The following is a 13,630-nucleotide window of genomic DNA, read 5'->3' on the forward strand; positions in this document are numbered from 1 at the left end:
ACGAAGGAGAGCGCCGATGACCGATTCAGCACATGCACGGCAAGCCCCGTCCGGACAGGGCGGCTATCGACGACCCGCCGATACTCCGCGGGTGACGGCGGCGAAAGCCCGTCTCCGGGTGGCCCTCGACCAGCAACTGGGTCGCAAGACCCCCCAATCCGTGAAGGATGCGGCGGCGGGCAAGCGCTAGCAGCTGCACGCGATCCTCGGATCGGGGCCCGGCAGGTTCGCCTGCCGGGCGTCGTCGTACCCGGGCGTCGTGCTCCGTGAACTACGACGATGAGCGGTGAGGGGCCTTCATGCCGACGAGGTGTTCGGAGACCTCCCAGATGCGGCGCGCGTCGTTCATGTCCGTCATGGGTGCCCAATGTTCCCGGGCGACGGGGCGTCCGCCGGTGGTGCGCCTGGGTCCGAAGAACTGGTCCCCGCTGGGGTCGGGCGCAGTGGCTGCCATGAGCGCCGGCAATGCCGCGCTCTGCGGGGTGCCGGCCAAGCCGACCCGGGAGAGGACTCCGATGAGGCGGCGCTCCGGCGGTATGCGGTCGCGGCCCATCCCGGGCTGTGCGGCCAACAGGTTCGTCGGTGAGATGCCGGGGTGTGAGAGGTTGCTGCTGATACCCCATCCTTCGACGCGGCTCCTTGCGTCGAGTTCGCGGGCGAACAGGCCGACGGCGATCTTGGATCCGGTGTAGGCCGTCATGACGTCGTAGCTGTGCTCGTGGTTCAGGTCGTCCCAGTTCAGGAAGCCCTTCCTCGCGGCGACGCTGCTCTGGTGGGTGACCCGTGCGCGGCCTTCCTTCAGGAGCGGCAACAGGCCCAGGGTGAGGGCGAAGTGGGCGAGGTGGTTCGTACCCCATTGCAGCTCGAACCCGTCACGGGTGACCTGTCGAGTGGGTGGGCGCATCACGCCGGCGTTGTTGACCAGGATGTTGATGGGCCGTCCCTCGGCGGCGAGGGTGGTGACGAGGGTGGCGACGGATGCCAGGGAGGACAGGTCCAGGGATCGGGTGCTGACGCTCGCGCCGTCGATGGTCGTGCGGATGCGTTCGGCTACGGCGGCCCCCTTGTCCGGGTTGCGGACGGGCATGATGACCTCGGCTCCGGCCTGTGCGAGGCGGGCGGCGATGACGGCGCCGATGCCGTCGCTGGCGCCGGTGACGACGGCGAGCTGTCCGGTCAGGTCAGGGATGGGAAGGTCGTGGTTCTGTGGCATCTGAGGGTCCTTCGGTAGAGGCCGGGTGATCACCGGAATCGGTGCCTGAATTCATGCTGTACCGGTTGCCACACCCCAGCCAGGACCTGTCGATCCACGGATGACGAAACAGCGGACAGGAGGCGATGCTGCGACGCCTGGTGTCGCGTGCTGCGACGCACGATGCGGAGAGGAACGATCAGTTGCTGATGGTCTGCGTGCCGATGACGGTCAGCAGTTGCAGTTTCTCGTGGCTGTCGCTGCCCGGCACGGCCGTGTAGACGAGCAGGCGATGGGACTGGTCCGGATCGAGCAGGGTCTGGCAGTTCAGGTCCAGGCGCCCCACGGTGGGATGGAGGAACCGTTTGAACTCGGGTGGCAGCACGCCCACGTCCTGCGCGTCCCACACCCGGCGGAAGTCCGCATCGTCCTGCAGGAGTGCCGCGAGTTCAGCGGCCCTTGAACCCGGCCCGCGGAGCGCGATGAGCTCGCGCAGGCCCGAAGCGTAGACGCGGGACAGCTGCTCACGTTCCTCAGGTGGATATGCTTCCCTGACTGACGGGTCGGTGAACCAGCGGTACCCGATACTGCGTCCTGGGCCCGTACGCGATGAGGCATCACCGAGTACGGCCAGGCCGAGCGGGGTCTGCCGGAGGGTGTCGCCCACCTCGGTGATGATCTCCGCCGGCGTATCGGTCAGCCGGTCGAGGATCCTCATCAACCCGGGGCTCACGAACTCGCTCGCCGAGCCCCGTGGCGGGGGCGTATGTCCGGCGAGGCGAAAGAGATGATCCCGTTCACCGAGAGTCAGATGCAGCCCCTGAGCGATGGCGGTGATCATCTGCTCCGAGGGGTGAGGTCCTGTGCCGCGCTCCAATCGGGCGTAGTAGTCGGTCGACATGTGGCACAGTCCGGCCACTTCCTCGCGGCGCAGACCACTGGTCCTCCGCCGCTGACCCCTCATCAGGCCGACGTCCTCCGGCTGCAGCGATTCACGACGAAGTCGCAGAAACGAGCCCAGACCGTCACGATCGATCATGCGGACCTTCCCTTCGTGGCAGGTCTTCCGTCCAGCAGGTCGACGCTCGACCATCCAGGGTCTGCCGATCCACCCATGGAGCGCTTTCCGGTCGAGGCGTTCGTCGAGCCCGCCTCAGTGGACGACGTCGTAGACGGCCTTCACGACACCATTGGGGTAGTTCTCGGACTCGCGAAGGCGCAGCTGTTGCCGGTCCCTGTCCATGGTGCTGAAGAGTCTCTTCCCGGCACCCAGCAGGACTGGGAACACGAGGAGGTTGTACCGGTCGACGAGATTCGCATCGGCGAGGGCCCGCGCGAGTTCGGCACTGCCGTGGACGAAGATCGCGCCGCCGTCGCCCTGCTTGAGTGCGGCTATGTCCTCGACGGATCGCAGGATCTCCGACGGCCCCCACCCGTCGATGAGCGCGTGCTCGTCAAGACTCGTCGAGACGACGTACTTCGGAAGGTCCTTGTAGGCCGCATGGTCCTCCGATCCGACCCAGATGGGCGCGAACGCTTCATAGCTGCGGCGCCCGAACATGAGCGCTGTCGTCTCCGCCAACTCCTCCTCTTTGAGGGCGAAAGCCTCAGGCAGGAACTCGGTGCTGAAAACCCATCCGCCACCGCGGTGCCCCTCTTCGACCCCACCGGGGGAATCGACCACACCATCCAGCGACATGAATCCCGTCCACACCAGTTCCCGTGACATCAAAAACCTCCATTGGTTCATCCAGTTGCCTACATGTACACGGTAGACGCAGCGCGCAGCAGGAATTCATCGGTTGCCTTAGTGAATGGTTCTGAGTCTCATGTGGGCTCCTGATTCGCGCGGGAGCGCGTCCGGTATCGCCCGGGCGGGAGCGAGCGTTCGCGGTGGAACGCTCGGCTGAAGGCGTAGACGAAGGTGTAGCCCACATCGGCGGCGGTGTTCTCGAGGGGATCGTCGGTGTCGCAGGCGAATCCTTCGTCGGTAACGCGAAGGGTAGGACGCGCGACGGGGGATCCCGTCAGGTGCAGTCACCTCCGGCTTCACCGGACGAAGATGTTGGTGTGGACCTCAACCCAGTTGTCGCGCTTCAGATCAGCTGTGTCGTACGAGTCCAAGACCAGCGTCAGCTGAGGCAGACTCGAGCCTCCCCTGGCGAGACGGTGACCAGTTGACCATGACCGCGGCCACACCCTCCGATGACGTCGTCGTTGTCGACCGCGTACGCGCAGTAGCCCTGGTCGTCGTTCATCGCTCCTACGAAGTAGGCAACCTGATTCTGCTCGGCCACCTTCCTGACCGAGTCCGCGTTCACGCTCTCGTCTACGACGACGTCCGGTAACCGGTCCGCCGCGGTGGCCTCCCGGTCCAGGGCCGTGATGCCGTATTCAGCACCACTGCATCCGCCGATCAGGATCAGTGTCGAAGCCAGGGCTGTTGCCGCTGCTGCCTGCTTGAAGTGCATCATCGTCCCCCTCGACAGCCGCCAGAGCATTACCTCGTCATGACGCTATCAACGGGCACAGGCGCTTCTGACGCGTGGCTCCGGATTGGAGCATCGAGACCCTTGATGCGGTGACCGCCGGGGGTAGCGGAACGCCGGCCACACCGACTGTCGCAATGAATGTACCCGCTACACATCCGATCATCGCCAGTCACCCGTGGAGCCCTGATACCTGTAGCTGTGAATCACAGCGGTGGGTGGCGTGGCTTTCACAGCGTTCGATGGCCGACCAACGTCCGTATCAGGATCGACATCCGGCGCTGAAAGAAGACTTCCATATCAGTTCAGTTCCGTGACGAAGCCGATCTTATTGCCGTCCATGTCCGTGAGTTCGAAGAACTCGACGACATCCTGAATCCGCCGCAGCTCGCTAACCCGGAGCCCGAGTTCCTTGAACCTCATGTGCTCTTCGGCGGCATCTTCGACGCTGATGTTGACGGACAAACCCTCGCACCCAGCGAGCTGTGGAGCCAGCGCAAGCTGAAGCCAGAAAGGGCCGAGGTCGAATTCCACGAGACCGTCGAGAGGGATCTGCGCGGGCTCCCCAAGCTCGAAAGCTGATGTATACCAGGCAACCGCTGATTCCACATCACGGACTGGCACCCCGATGGTCACTGCTTGCGCTCTCATCCGAGCAACCTAGCAACCCGCCCATGAAGTGGGAAGGACCATCGGGCGCTTCAGAGCTGGAGGACATGACTATTCATGCCCTTGAGCCGGTCCTGACCGAGAATATGACGGCGATCATGGGAACCCGTGAGGCGACAACTGCCGTGCCGAACTCATAAATTCTTGCCCGGTCCGACAGGCGAGATCTACCGTGTTGCCTCATAGGTCGCCGGTACAGCCGCGATAGGGAGAGTGGCGATGGTCTCCCTGAACACGTCGGCTTGTCCCTCTAGCCTCCTGATCAACGCGCCGGAGTGCTTCGCTCTCGTCGGTTGCTGACCGAGGGCGCGGGTTGCTGATGCCTCTAGTTGCGCTGCCCCCACCATCGCCGCACTGGCCTGCAGGCTCAGAAGCGCCGTGGTGATCTCTTCTTCGTCATGGTCTTGATAAGCCTGTTCGATGCGCTCTATCCGACCGGCCAGGAGTGCGCTGAAGGTGGTCAGAAAGTCCATTGCGACGTACAGGTCAAGATCTTCGACGAGCTTCGCCAATGCGGTCGTGTCAAAGACAGGAATCATCGGGTGCCTTCGAGTGCTGGTAACCCGCGGTATTCATCAGTGTCCGGGATTGACTGACTCGAGGTAACGCTGCACCGCGAGCTTCGGCACCCGGTAGGAGCGACCGAAGCGGATGCTCTCCATCGCCCCGGACTGCATCAACCGATACACCGTCATCTTCGACACCCGCATACTGGCAGCTATTTCTGCGACCGTCAGAAGGTCTGTCGTCATCGATGTGTTCTGTGCCATGACTACCCCAGCTCCCCGTATCGTGTGCCACGTTGGCCACAGTCTTAACACTGAACTGTTCCTGCTGGTTACACACGAGTAGTGACTACCTGTTCCGCACCACCGTCGACCAAGTACCAGGCAGGCCGCCGGCTCCTGGTGTCACCGCATCCGATGGATGCTGAGGCGCACCCGCAACGGACGCTGGCACCACATCACCGCCGACGCTTCAAGCGGTGGATGGGCGAAGTGACCCGAACCTGCCGGGCACTCGATGAGGAACCAGAGGCAACCGATGGACTCCGAGGCCTAAGCCGGCCCCTCGATAGGATTACCCGTCCCGTGCTCGATCCAAGGGCCGGTCCCGGTCACCGGGCACGTGGCGTCCAGAGCCCTCGACGTGGTGTCGTAATCAGTCGTGGGGAGCCCGTACGTCGAGCTGAGCATGGCGATGTCGCGATCGACGCGACCGTCGCTCCACAATGCGTCATAGCGGAATCCTCGAACCTCGCGACGCAGCCACCTGGTGGTGCGAGGGTACGCGGTCACCCGGAAAGCGATCGGCGCCTGATCGCGGGTCGACCAGGTGCGGGCATGCCGCAATACCGTACCCAATCGGGTGACGGCGAACGAGGACTCGGCGGTCCCGGCATCGGAGAACGACGCCATGCCTCCGTACAGGGTCAGGGAATCCGAGGCGGCTTCACGAAGATGATGTTCCCCCTGGATGTCCTCGAACAGCCGAAGGAGCCGATCAGCGGCATGGATTCGCGCCTCGTCCCCCTCTGCCTGAGCGACCACACGGACATGAGCGATGGCGGCGATGGCATCACTCTGGACCGACTCGACCGTTTCCCGCTTCGTACTCATGCCCTCATCCTATGGATGCGCCAGAGCAGCCTCATCAAGGAGGCCCTGTCGGGAATCCCTCAGCGGATGATGCATCCTGTGGAAGCGAGGATCCATTGGTCGAAGGCGTCCAGGTTGGCATCAGGCGAGACACCTGCGAGGTCGACACGCGTGGCGTTCCGGCCGCTCTCGACGAACTGGTTCTTCTGCTCGGTGGTCGACTTGCCGTGCTCGGCATAGATCACCAGGGTCGGGACAGCGAGGCTCTCCATTCCTCCCACCGCCGCGACATGCGGCAGTGAGGTTCCGGGGCATCACGTCCCGCTCGAACCGGGGGTACAGGCCATCCTCGCGTTCATCGAGGACCGCTCCCCATGAGCGCGACAGCGCACGGCGCCGAGAGCGGCAAGCGCGGACTCCTGGTCGCATACGGGCCGACCATGACCTTCCGGAGTCCCGCCGCCGGCGTCGCACTTCACAAGGACGAGTCGGCGCACCCCGGCTGGATGAGGGCGCCCAGGGACGGTGCTGTACGAGTAACGCCGTCAGCAGACAGAAGAAGACCCCCGGAGTCTCGAGGACTCCGGGGGTCTTCTTCTGTAGCGGTGGTGGGACTCGATCCCACGACCTCACGATTATGAGTCGTGCGCTCTAACCAGCTGAGCTACACCGCCCTAAATGAGGCTGCCCGCACCGATCGGATGATCGTCACGGGCCCCTCATTCATGAGCCCCCCACCGGAATCGATCCGGTGACCTCGTTCTTACCAAGAACGCGCTCTACCACTGAGCTAGGGGGGCAACAGCAAGAAACTTTACCAGTTCCCTGCCGCTGGTGCGAAATCGACAGCGGCCCGAACGGGCCGACCCCTGATTCCGCGTCGGACCCGCGCGGGGCGCGGGTCCGACGGGGTTCGACTAGCTAGTTCCTACCACTGCTCGGACTGGGCGCTGGAGCGTCCTGCTCCGGCTCCCGCACCCTTGGTGTAGCGGGGCTTGCGGGTGGCGTCGCCCGAGAAACGGGTGTCGCCGTCGCGCTTCGGAAAGTCCTTCTTGAAGGGCTTCTTGAACTCGCCAGCGCCGCGGTTGCCCGAGGGCTTGCGTCCCTTGTCGAGCTCGAGGTGGATGAGCTCACCGCCGATGCGCGTCTTGGAGAGCGCACGCAGCTGGTCCGTGGACAGGTCCGCGGGCAGCTCCACGAGGCTGTGGTCGGCGCGGATGTCGATGCCGCCGATCTGCGAGGAGGACAGGCCGCCCTCGTTGGCGATGGCGCCGACGATCGAGCCCGGCATCACGCGCTGGCGACGCCCCACCGCGATGCGGTAGGTGGCGTTGCCCTCGGTGAGGGTGCGCGTCGGGCCACGGGAGCCGAAGGCGTCCTTGCGGCCCTCGGCCCGCTCGCGCTGGCCGGCGGGAGCGACGGGGATGTCCTGGACGAGGATCGGCTGTCCGCCCTGCGCCATGACGGCGAGGGCAGCGGCGATCTCGGTGGCGGGCACGTCGTGCTCGCGCTCGTAGTTCGCGATGAGGTCGCGGAACAGTGCCACGTCCTTGCCTGCCAGCGTCTGGGTGATCTTGTCCGCGAACTTGCTGAGGCGCAGTTCGTTGATCTTCGCCGTGGAGGGCAGCTGCATCTGCTCGACGGGCTGGCGCGTGGCCTTCTCGATCGAGCGGAGCAGGTACTTCTCACGCGGGGTGATGAAGAGGATCGCGTCACCCGAACGTCCTGCGCGGCCGGTACGACCGATGCGGTGGACGTAGGACTCCGTGTCGTTGGGGATGTCGTAGTTCACGACGAGCGAGATGCGCTCCACGTCGAGGCCGCGGGCGGCGACGTCCGTGGCGACGAGGATGTCGATCTTGCCCTCGCGCAGCGCCTCGACGGTGCGCTCGCGCTGCTGCTGGGGGATGTCTCCGTTGATGGCTGCGGCTGTGAAGCCCCGTGAACGCAACTTGTCCGCCAGGTCTTCCGTGGCCGCCTTGGTGCGGACGAAGGCGATGATGCCGTCGTAGTCCTCCACCTCGAGGATGCGGGTCATCGCGTCGAGCTTGTGCGGGCCCATGACCTGCAGGTAGCGCTGACGCGTGTTGGTACCCGTCGTCGTCTTGCCCTTGACCGAGATCTCGGCCGGATCGTTCAGGTACTTCTTGGCGATCCGGCGGATGGCCGGCGGCATGGTCGCGGAGAACAGTGCAACCTGCTTCTCGGCGGGCGTCGAGCCGAGGATCTTCTCGACGTCCTCGGCGAAGCCCATGCGCAGCATCTCGTCGGCCTCGTCGAGGACGACGTACTCGAGGTTGGAGAGGTCCAGCGACCCCTTCTCGATGTGGTCGATGACGCGACCCGGGGTACCGACGACGACCTGCGCGCCGCGGCGGAGGCCGTTGAGCTGGGGGCCGTAGGGCGATCCGCCGTAGACGGGAAGGACGGTGAAGCCCTCCATGTGCTTGGCGTAGGAGGTGAAGGCGTCGGCCACCTGCAGCGCGAGCTCGCGGGTCGGTGCGAGCACCAGGACCTGCGTGTTCTTGCTGGGTCCGCCGTTGACGTCTGCGAGTTCCGCCATCTTCGACAGCGCGGGTACGGCGAACGCGGCCGTCTTGCCGGTACCGGTCTGGGCCAGACCGACGACGTCGCGACCTTCGAGCAGCGCGGGGATGGTTGCTGCCTGGATGGGTGAGGGCTTCTCGTAGCCGAGGTCGTTCAGTGCCGCGAGGATGCGGCCGTCGAGATTGAGCTCGGTGAAGCGGATGGTCACGCCGTCGTCGTCGGACTCCGGAGCGGGAACCGCTGCGGTGGTCTCGGTGACGGGGGTGGTGTCGGTGATGTGCTCGGACAGGTTTTCAGGCACGGAAAGAATTCCTCCAGATAGGTGCCGGACGGCCTGAGGATGGAGCCCGCAGAGCCGAATGAACATGGATCCGGCACTGTTTCAATCCCGAGGCCGAGCTCCTCGTCACACCGTGTTCTCTGCTCTCTCAGCAGTGATGTGTGACGTTTCTTCTAGCCGGCGCTCCCTGATGAATCTGCTCGCGAGTCTTCGCTCCGAGCCCCAACACAACCTATCCGGCCCGGACGGGGCGGAAATAAAGGGAATACCGGTGTGGGGGATGTTTCCAGTCTACGGCACGTACGCCCCGTCGCGCTCCACGAGGAGGCCATCCGGCAGGTGACGTTCGGCACGTCAGGCCGGCGAGGCGACCTTCAGGGCCTGGAGCGCGGCCTTGCGGACCTGCGGGGTGAGGGCGAGGTGTCCGGCCGCCGCGGCATCGAGCAGTGCGTGCGCCTGGCGTTCGTCGGGGCCCGTGTAGACCTGCGCAGCGGTGACACCGTGCTCGGGGACGCTGGTCACCCGGATGGTGTCACCCGCGGAGACGCTCCCCTTGGTCACGACGCTCAGGTAGGTGCCCACCCTGTTGGCCTCGGCGAAGCGCTTCACCCAGGACCTCTCGCCGAGGTACCGGGCGAAGTTCACGCAGGGCGTCCTCGGCATCGTCACCTCGAGCACCACCTGCTCCCCCACGCTCCACCGCTCACCGATGACGGCGTTGGAGGCGTCGATCCCCGCGACGCGGAGGTTCTCCCCGAACAGGCCGGGCGTCACCTCGCGCCCCAGCTGCTGCGCCCAGAACTCGGCGTCGTCCTGGGAGTAGGCGTAGAGGGCCTTCGTCGGTCCCCCGTGGTGCTTCCGGCTCGCCTGGATGTCGCCGGTGAGTCCGAGCGGATGGACGTTCACGGGCCCGTCGACCGCACGCTTGTCGATCGCAGTGACCCCGGTCGAGTCCTTCGTGGGGAGGAGTTCGTGCACGCGGCAGACGGCGAGGAGGGTACCGGTGGTCATGGCGACCATCCTATGCGGCGCCCGCATCCGCGCTCCCGGTCAGGGTTCGAAGCGGTAGCCCATCCCACTCTCGGTCACGAAGTACCGCGGCGAGCCCGGATCGGGCTCGAGCTTCTTGCGCAGCTGTGCCATGTAGACGCGGAGGTACTGCACGTCCTTCGCGTAGGCGGGTCCCCAGACGTCGAGGAGGAGCCGCTGCTGGGAGACGAGCCGGCCCGGGTGCGCGATCAGCCGGTCCACGATCTTCCACTCCGTGGGCGTCAGCCGGACGTCCTTCCCGTCCTTCACGACCCGGCGCGCACCGGCGTCGAGCAGGAAATCGGGCGTCTCGAGGACGGGTGCGTCGGCCTCGACGGCCGCACGCCGGGCGGCCGCACGGAGCCGCGCGAGCAGTTCGTCGAGGCCGAAGGGCTTCGTCACGTAGTCGTCGGCCCCGGCGTCGAGGGCATCGACCTTGTCCTGCGATCCATGGCGGGCGGACAGCACGATGATGTGCACCTGCGACCAACCGCGGATCCGACGAATGACCTCCACCCCGTCGAGGTCCGGCAGGCCGAGATCCAGCACGATGATGTCCGGGTGGTGCTCTGCCGCGGCGGCGAGCGCGGTCTCGCCGTCGACGGCTGTGACGCACTGGTAGCCGTAGGCACGGAGGTTGATCTCGAGGGCGCGGAGGAGCTGCGGTTCGTCGTCGACCACCAGCACCCGCGTCACAGATCCGCCCCGGTCGAGATCGGCAGGCGGATCACGAGCGTCAGCCCGCCGCCGGGGGTCTGCTCGGCGTCGAGCACGCCGCCCATGACCTCGGTGAATCCCTTCGCCACGGCCAGGCCCAGTCCGACGCCGGCTCCGGACGGCGCGTCGTCGAGGCGCTGGAACGGGCGGAACATGGTGTCCACGTCGTCGCGGGACACCCCCTGGCCGTGGTCGATGACGCGCAGCTCGCTCGCGGGGAAGCCGTTGATGAGCGCCCTGCCGGTGCCGCCGATGGACGCGGTGACCTCGATCAGCGAGTCCGGGGCGTACTTCCCTGCGTTCTCGACGATGTTCGCGAGGACCCGCTCCAGCAGTCCGGGGTCCGCTTCGATGGCCGGGAGGTTGGGCGGGATGGACACGTGCACGCGGTCCTCGGACACGTTCGCGAGGGCGGGTCCGACGACGTCGATCCACTTGAGCGGCCGCACGTGCGCGTTCACGGCGTCGCCGGTGATGCGGGACATGTCCAGCAGGTTGTTGACGAGCGCGTCCAGCCTGTCCGAGTAGTCCTCGATGGTCTCGAGGAGTTCGTCCTCGTCCTCCTGCGAGAAGGTCACCTCCGACTGCCGCAGGCTGCTGACCGCGAGCTTGATGCCGGCCAGGGGCGTGCGGAGGTCGTGGGACACCGAGCGCAGGATCGCCGTGCGCATGACGTTGCCCTCGACGAGCCGGCGGTTCGTGCGTGTGCTCGCGAGGAGTTCCTGCCGCTGCAGCATCGAGCGCAGTTGCCCGGCGAACGCCGTCAGGAGGCCGCGCTCGCGCCCCGACAGAGGACGCCCGTACAGCGCGAGCGAGAAGTCGCCGTCGACCGCTTCCCTGGTGGTCGCCGTCTCCAGCGTCCAGCGGTCCTCACTAACGCGAGCGGGGGCGTCCGTTCCCTGGGCCGACCCGCCGGTACCCGGCCCGCGACCGGCGGCGCTTGCCTGCCCGCGGCGTGGGGCGCTCGAGGCGGGGCCGGCCGCGTCCTGCTGCCGAGGTGTCGGACGGACGGCCAGCGCCCTGCGTTCCCGGCGGTCTTCGGCCGACGCGCCGTCCTGCCCGGCCCCGTCGCTCCCGGCCGCGCTCCTTCCGGTCCCGCTGCTCCCGTCCTCGGGACCGAACAGGGCGACGGCGTCGACGTCGAACTGCGACTGGACGTGCTGCAGGAAGCCCTGGAGCGTGTCCTCCTCCGCGAGCGCACCACGTGCGAGTTCACCGAGCAGAGCCGCCTCCTGCTGCGCCAGCACCGCCTCCCTGGAACGGCGGGCGGAGAGGCCGACGACGAGCGAGACCGCCACCGCGACGGCGATGAAGATGAACACGGTGACCACGTTCTCGGCGTCGGCGATCTCGAGGGAACCGAACGGCTCGGTCGACGTGTAGTTGAGGATGATGCTGCTCCACAGGGCCGCGAGCAGGGCGGGCCAGAGGCCACCGATCAAAGCGACGGCGATGACGCCTGCCAGCTGGAACAGCACGTCGACGACGAGCAGCGAGTTGCCCACCGCGAAGACGGCTGCCTCGAGGAGGGGCGGCAGGGCGAGCGCCACGACGCAGGCGCCGACGACCCGCAGACGGCTGACAGGAGCTGCGAGGGTACGCCGGGCCGCCACGGACATCAGGGGTTCCGGCTACTGGGCACGACGCCGTCGTCGAGCGCGGTGTCCCTGCTGCTCCCGCTCGGGGTCCGCCCGGATCCCGCAGCCGCCTGCTCGTCCATGCTGCTCGGAGCATGGACCGCCAGGCGCCGGGACAGGAGCACCCAGAGGACGGTGGTGGCGAGAGCGCAGAAGACGCCGGCGCTCGAGGCCATGAGCCAGCCCGTCGTCAGCTGCGAATTGAGGTCCTGGGCTCCGAACAGCAGGCCGATGCTCTTGGGCGAGTAGATGAAGACCACGAGGGTGATGACGAAGAGGGCCGCAGCTGCCGCGCGGTACGCCCGCAGTTCCGCCGGGAGTCCGGCGGCCTGGCCCGCGAGGACGGCCAGGACCACCACGATCCACACCCAGTGGTGGGACCAGGAGATCGGCGAGATGAGGAGCATGAGCAGCGACGTCATGGCGATGGGCAGGAAACGGTCACCGCGCCGTCCGGCCGTGCGGATGACGAAGGCCGTCGCGGCGACCAGCAGGAGGGAGCCGAGCAGCCACGGGATGGTGGAGGGGAAGTCGGGCCCGAGGAAATGCAGGATCGCACCGCGGAGAGACAGGTTGTCCACGTAGCCCTCGCCGCCGATGCGGCCAGTGTCACGCAGCATCTGCAGCCAGTAGGTCGCCGATTCCGCGGGCAGCAGGAGGAACCCGAGCGCGATCGTCCCGAAGAAGCCGCCGGCCATCGTGAACAGCTGCTTCCACTCGCCGCGCACGAGGAAGTACAGGCCGAAGACCAGGGGCGTCAGCTTGATGCCCGCGGCGATGCCGGTGAGCAGGCCGGTCGGCATGCGTCGGTGCGGGCCGGAGAGCAGGTCCGCGGCGATCATCGCGAAGAGCAGGATGTTGACCTGGGAGAAGGCCATGGTCTCGCGCCACGGGCCGAGCAGGCAGACCACACCGGTGCCCGCGATGGCCAGCGGCAGGGCTGCGGGGTGCCGCACCACCTCCCGCACACCGCGGAAGCCGCCGAGGTACCGCGTGACGAGGAGGGAGGTCGCAGCGGCGATGAGGACCGACAGCCCCACGAAGAGGAGGGCGCCCGTCTCGGCGCTGACGAGCGTCAGCACGGTGAAGGCCAGGGCCGCGAAGGGCGGGTAGGTGAAGAGGAGCGACCCCTCGCCCTCGCCGAAGGACCGCGTGTAGAGCGAGCCGTCGCCGTCGACCACGGACTGTCCGCCCATCCGGTAGACGCGGAAGTCCAGGCCGATGAAGTCCGCCCAGGCGAACGCCCAGACCCCCAGAGCGGCTGCGACGGCCACTGCGGCGACGACGCCCAGCGCCCGGACCGCTGCCGGGATACTGCGCTGGCTCATGCTTTCCTTCCGATCAACAGGGTGCTGTCACCGGCCCGGGAAACCCTGCGGAACGGCTCATCCAGTGTAGGCACGGCCCCGGGCAGGTGCCCGCGGGCCGATATGGTGGAAATCACCCCGCACCCTCGCGAAAGGTCGATGCAC

At 66.8% G+C, this 13,630-nt stretch carries 15 protein-coding genes and 2 tRNA genes; 1 reads left to right on the forward strand and 16 read right to left on the reverse strand.

All coding sequences use genetic code 11. The features are described from left to right. Window positions 1-16 precede the first annotated feature (16 nt). Entirely contained in the window at window positions 17-190 is a 174-nt protein-coding gene (locus AC0Z9V_RS06870) for a hypothetical protein (protein WP_459267206.1), read from the forward strand. Between the two features lie 81 nt (window positions 191-271). Here the strand turns inward: AC0Z9V_RS06870 and AC0Z9V_RS06875 are convergent, their stop codons facing one another. The 16 genes from AC0Z9V_RS06875 to AC0Z9V_RS06950 form a co-directional block, all read right to left on the reverse strand. After that, entirely contained in the window at window positions 272-1,213 is a 942-nt protein-coding gene (locus tag AC0Z9V_RS06875) for an SDR family oxidoreductase (RefSeq protein WP_485141077.1), read from the reverse strand. A gap of 178 nt (window positions 1,214-1,391) precedes the next feature. Further along, a complete protein-coding gene (locus tag AC0Z9V_RS06880) occupies window positions 1,392-2,231 on the reverse strand; it encodes a helix-turn-helix transcriptional regulator (protein ID WP_485141078.1) in 840 nt (279 codons plus the stop codon). Between the two features lie 114 nt (window positions 2,232-2,345). After that, window positions 2,346-2,921, reverse strand: a complete 576-nt coding sequence (locus AC0Z9V_RS06885) for a dihydrofolate reductase family protein (protein ID WP_133082359.1) — start codon at window positions 2,919-2,921, stop codon at window positions 2,346-2,348. A gap of 403 nt (window positions 2,922-3,324) precedes the next feature. Next, the gene (locus AC0Z9V_RS06890) at window positions 3,325-3,666 is read right to left on the reverse strand and encodes a hypothetical protein (protein ID WP_485141079.1); all 342 of its coding nucleotides are present in this window, start codon (window positions 3,664-3,666) and stop codon (window positions 3,325-3,327) included. Window positions 3,667-3,981: 315 nt separating this feature from the next. Next, window positions 3,982-4,332, reverse strand: coding sequence for a VOC family protein (locus AC0Z9V_RS06895; protein WP_133082357.1), 351 nt, complete (start codon window positions 4,330-4,332; stop codon window positions 3,982-3,984). A gap of 185 nt (window positions 4,333-4,517) precedes the next feature. Continuing rightward, window positions 4,518-4,889 (reverse strand): hypothetical protein, encoded by a 372-nt coding sequence (locus AC0Z9V_RS06900; protein ID WP_485141080.1) that lies wholly within the window; start codon window positions 4,887-4,889, stop codon window positions 4,518-4,520. Window positions 4,890-4,925: 36 nt separating this feature from the next. Then, the gene (locus AC0Z9V_RS06905) at window positions 4,926-5,120 is read right to left on the reverse strand and encodes an excisionase family DNA-binding protein (protein WP_133082355.1); all 195 of its coding nucleotides are present in this window, start codon (window positions 5,118-5,120) and stop codon (window positions 4,926-4,928) included. A gap of 288 nt (window positions 5,121-5,408) precedes the next feature. Further along, complete coding sequence (locus AC0Z9V_RS06910) at window positions 5,409-5,969, reverse strand: hypothetical protein (protein ID WP_485141081.1); 561 nt, start codon at window positions 5,967-5,969, stop codon at window positions 5,409-5,411. Window positions 5,970-6,028: 59 nt separating this feature from the next. Continuing rightward, window positions 6,029-6,220: a hypothetical protein gene (locus AC0Z9V_RS06915; protein ID WP_485141082.1), complete on the reverse strand. Its 192-nt coding sequence runs from the start codon at window positions 6,218-6,220 to the stop codon at window positions 6,029-6,031. Window positions 6,221-6,548: 328 nt separating this feature from the next. Further along, window positions 6,549-6,622: transfer RNA gene (locus tag AC0Z9V_RS06920), tRNA-Met, on the reverse strand. 54 nt (window positions 6,623-6,676) lie between these two features. After that, window positions 6,677-6,748, reverse strand: a tRNA-Thr gene (locus AC0Z9V_RS06925). A 128-nt stretch (window positions 6,749-6,876) separates the two neighbouring features. Then, on the reverse strand, window positions 6,877-8,796 hold the full coding sequence (locus tag AC0Z9V_RS06930; RefSeq protein ID WP_244185846.1) for a DEAD/DEAH box helicase: 1,920 nt from the start codon (window positions 8,794-8,796) through the stop codon (window positions 6,877-6,879). Window positions 8,797-9,129: 333 nt separating this feature from the next. Beyond that, window positions 9,130-9,786, reverse strand: coding sequence for an MOSC domain-containing protein (locus AC0Z9V_RS06935; protein WP_485141083.1), 657 nt, complete (start codon window positions 9,784-9,786; stop codon window positions 9,130-9,132). A 39-nt stretch (window positions 9,787-9,825) separates the two neighbouring features. Beyond that, window positions 9,826-10,500: a response regulator gene (locus tag AC0Z9V_RS06940; RefSeq protein ID WP_485141084.1), complete on the reverse strand. Its 675-nt coding sequence runs from the start codon at window positions 10,498-10,500 to the stop codon at window positions 9,826-9,828. Beyond that, a complete protein-coding gene (locus AC0Z9V_RS06945; RefSeq protein WP_485141085.1) occupies window positions 10,497-12,140 on the reverse strand; it encodes a sensor histidine kinase in 1,644 nt (547 codons plus the stop codon). Before AC0Z9V_RS06945 ends, AC0Z9V_RS06940 begins: the two co-directional genes overlap by 4 nt. Then, window positions 12,140-13,486, reverse strand: coding sequence for a glycosyltransferase 87 family protein (locus AC0Z9V_RS06950; RefSeq protein ID WP_485141086.1), 1,347 nt, complete (start codon window positions 13,484-13,486; stop codon window positions 12,140-12,142). The genes AC0Z9V_RS06945 and AC0Z9V_RS06950 overlap by 1 nt, the downstream gene beginning before the upstream one ends. Window positions 13,487-13,630 lie beyond the last annotated feature (144 nt).

It is taken from the genome of Arthrobacter sp. UYP4, from assembly GCF_057291175.1.

Excerpts from the sequence above, each read along its gene's own strand:
- AC0Z9V_RS06875 (WP_485141077.1), bottom strand. The coding sequence starts at position 1,213 with ATGCCACAGAACCACGACCTTCCCATCCCTGACCTGACCGGACAGCTC.
- AC0Z9V_RS06895 (WP_133082357.1), bottom strand. The coding sequence starts at position 4,332 with ATGAGAGCGCAAGCAGTGACCATCGGGGTGCCAGTCCGTGATGTGGAA.
- AC0Z9V_RS06935 (WP_485141083.1), bottom strand. The coding sequence starts at position 9,786 with ATGACCACCGGTACCCTCCTCGCCGTCTGCCGCGTGCACGAACTCCTC.
- AC0Z9V_RS06950 (WP_485141086.1), bottom strand. The coding sequence starts at position 13,486 with ATGAGCCAGCGCAGTATCCCGGCAGCGGTCCGGGCGCTGGGCGTCGTC.
- AC0Z9V_RS06870 (WP_459267206.1), top strand. The coding sequence starts at position 17 with ATGACCGATTCAGCACATGCACGGCAAGCCCCGTCCGGACAGGGCGGC.
- AC0Z9V_RS06885 (WP_133082359.1), bottom strand. The coding sequence starts at position 2,921 with ATGTCACGGGAACTGGTGTGGACGGGATTCATGTCGCTGGATGGTGTG.
- AC0Z9V_RS06915 (WP_485141082.1), bottom strand. The coding sequence starts at position 6,220 with ATGGAGAGCCTCGCTGTCCCGACCCTGGTGATCTATGCCGAGCACGGC.
- AC0Z9V_RS06910 (WP_485141081.1), bottom strand. The coding sequence starts at position 5,969 with ATGAGTACGAAGCGGGAAACGGTCGAGTCGGTCCAGAGTGATGCCATC.
- AC0Z9V_RS06890 (WP_485141079.1), bottom strand. The coding sequence starts at position 3,666 with ATGATGCACTTCAAGCAGGCAGCAGCGGCAACAGCCCTGGCTTCGACA.
- AC0Z9V_RS06880 (WP_485141078.1), bottom strand. The coding sequence starts at position 2,231 with ATGATCGATCGTGACGGTCTGGGCTCGTTTCTGCGACTTCGTCGTGAA.
- AC0Z9V_RS06945 (WP_485141085.1), bottom strand. The coding sequence starts at position 12,140 with ATGTCCGTGGCGGCCCGGCGTACCCTCGCAGCTCCTGTCAGCCGTCTG.
- AC0Z9V_RS06905 (WP_133082355.1), bottom strand. The coding sequence starts at position 5,120 with ATGGCACAGAACACATCGATGACGACAGACCTTCTGACGGTCGCAGAA.
- AC0Z9V_RS06900 (WP_485141080.1), bottom strand. The coding sequence starts at position 4,889 with ATGATTCCTGTCTTTGACACGACCGCATTGGCGAAGCTCGTCGAAGAT.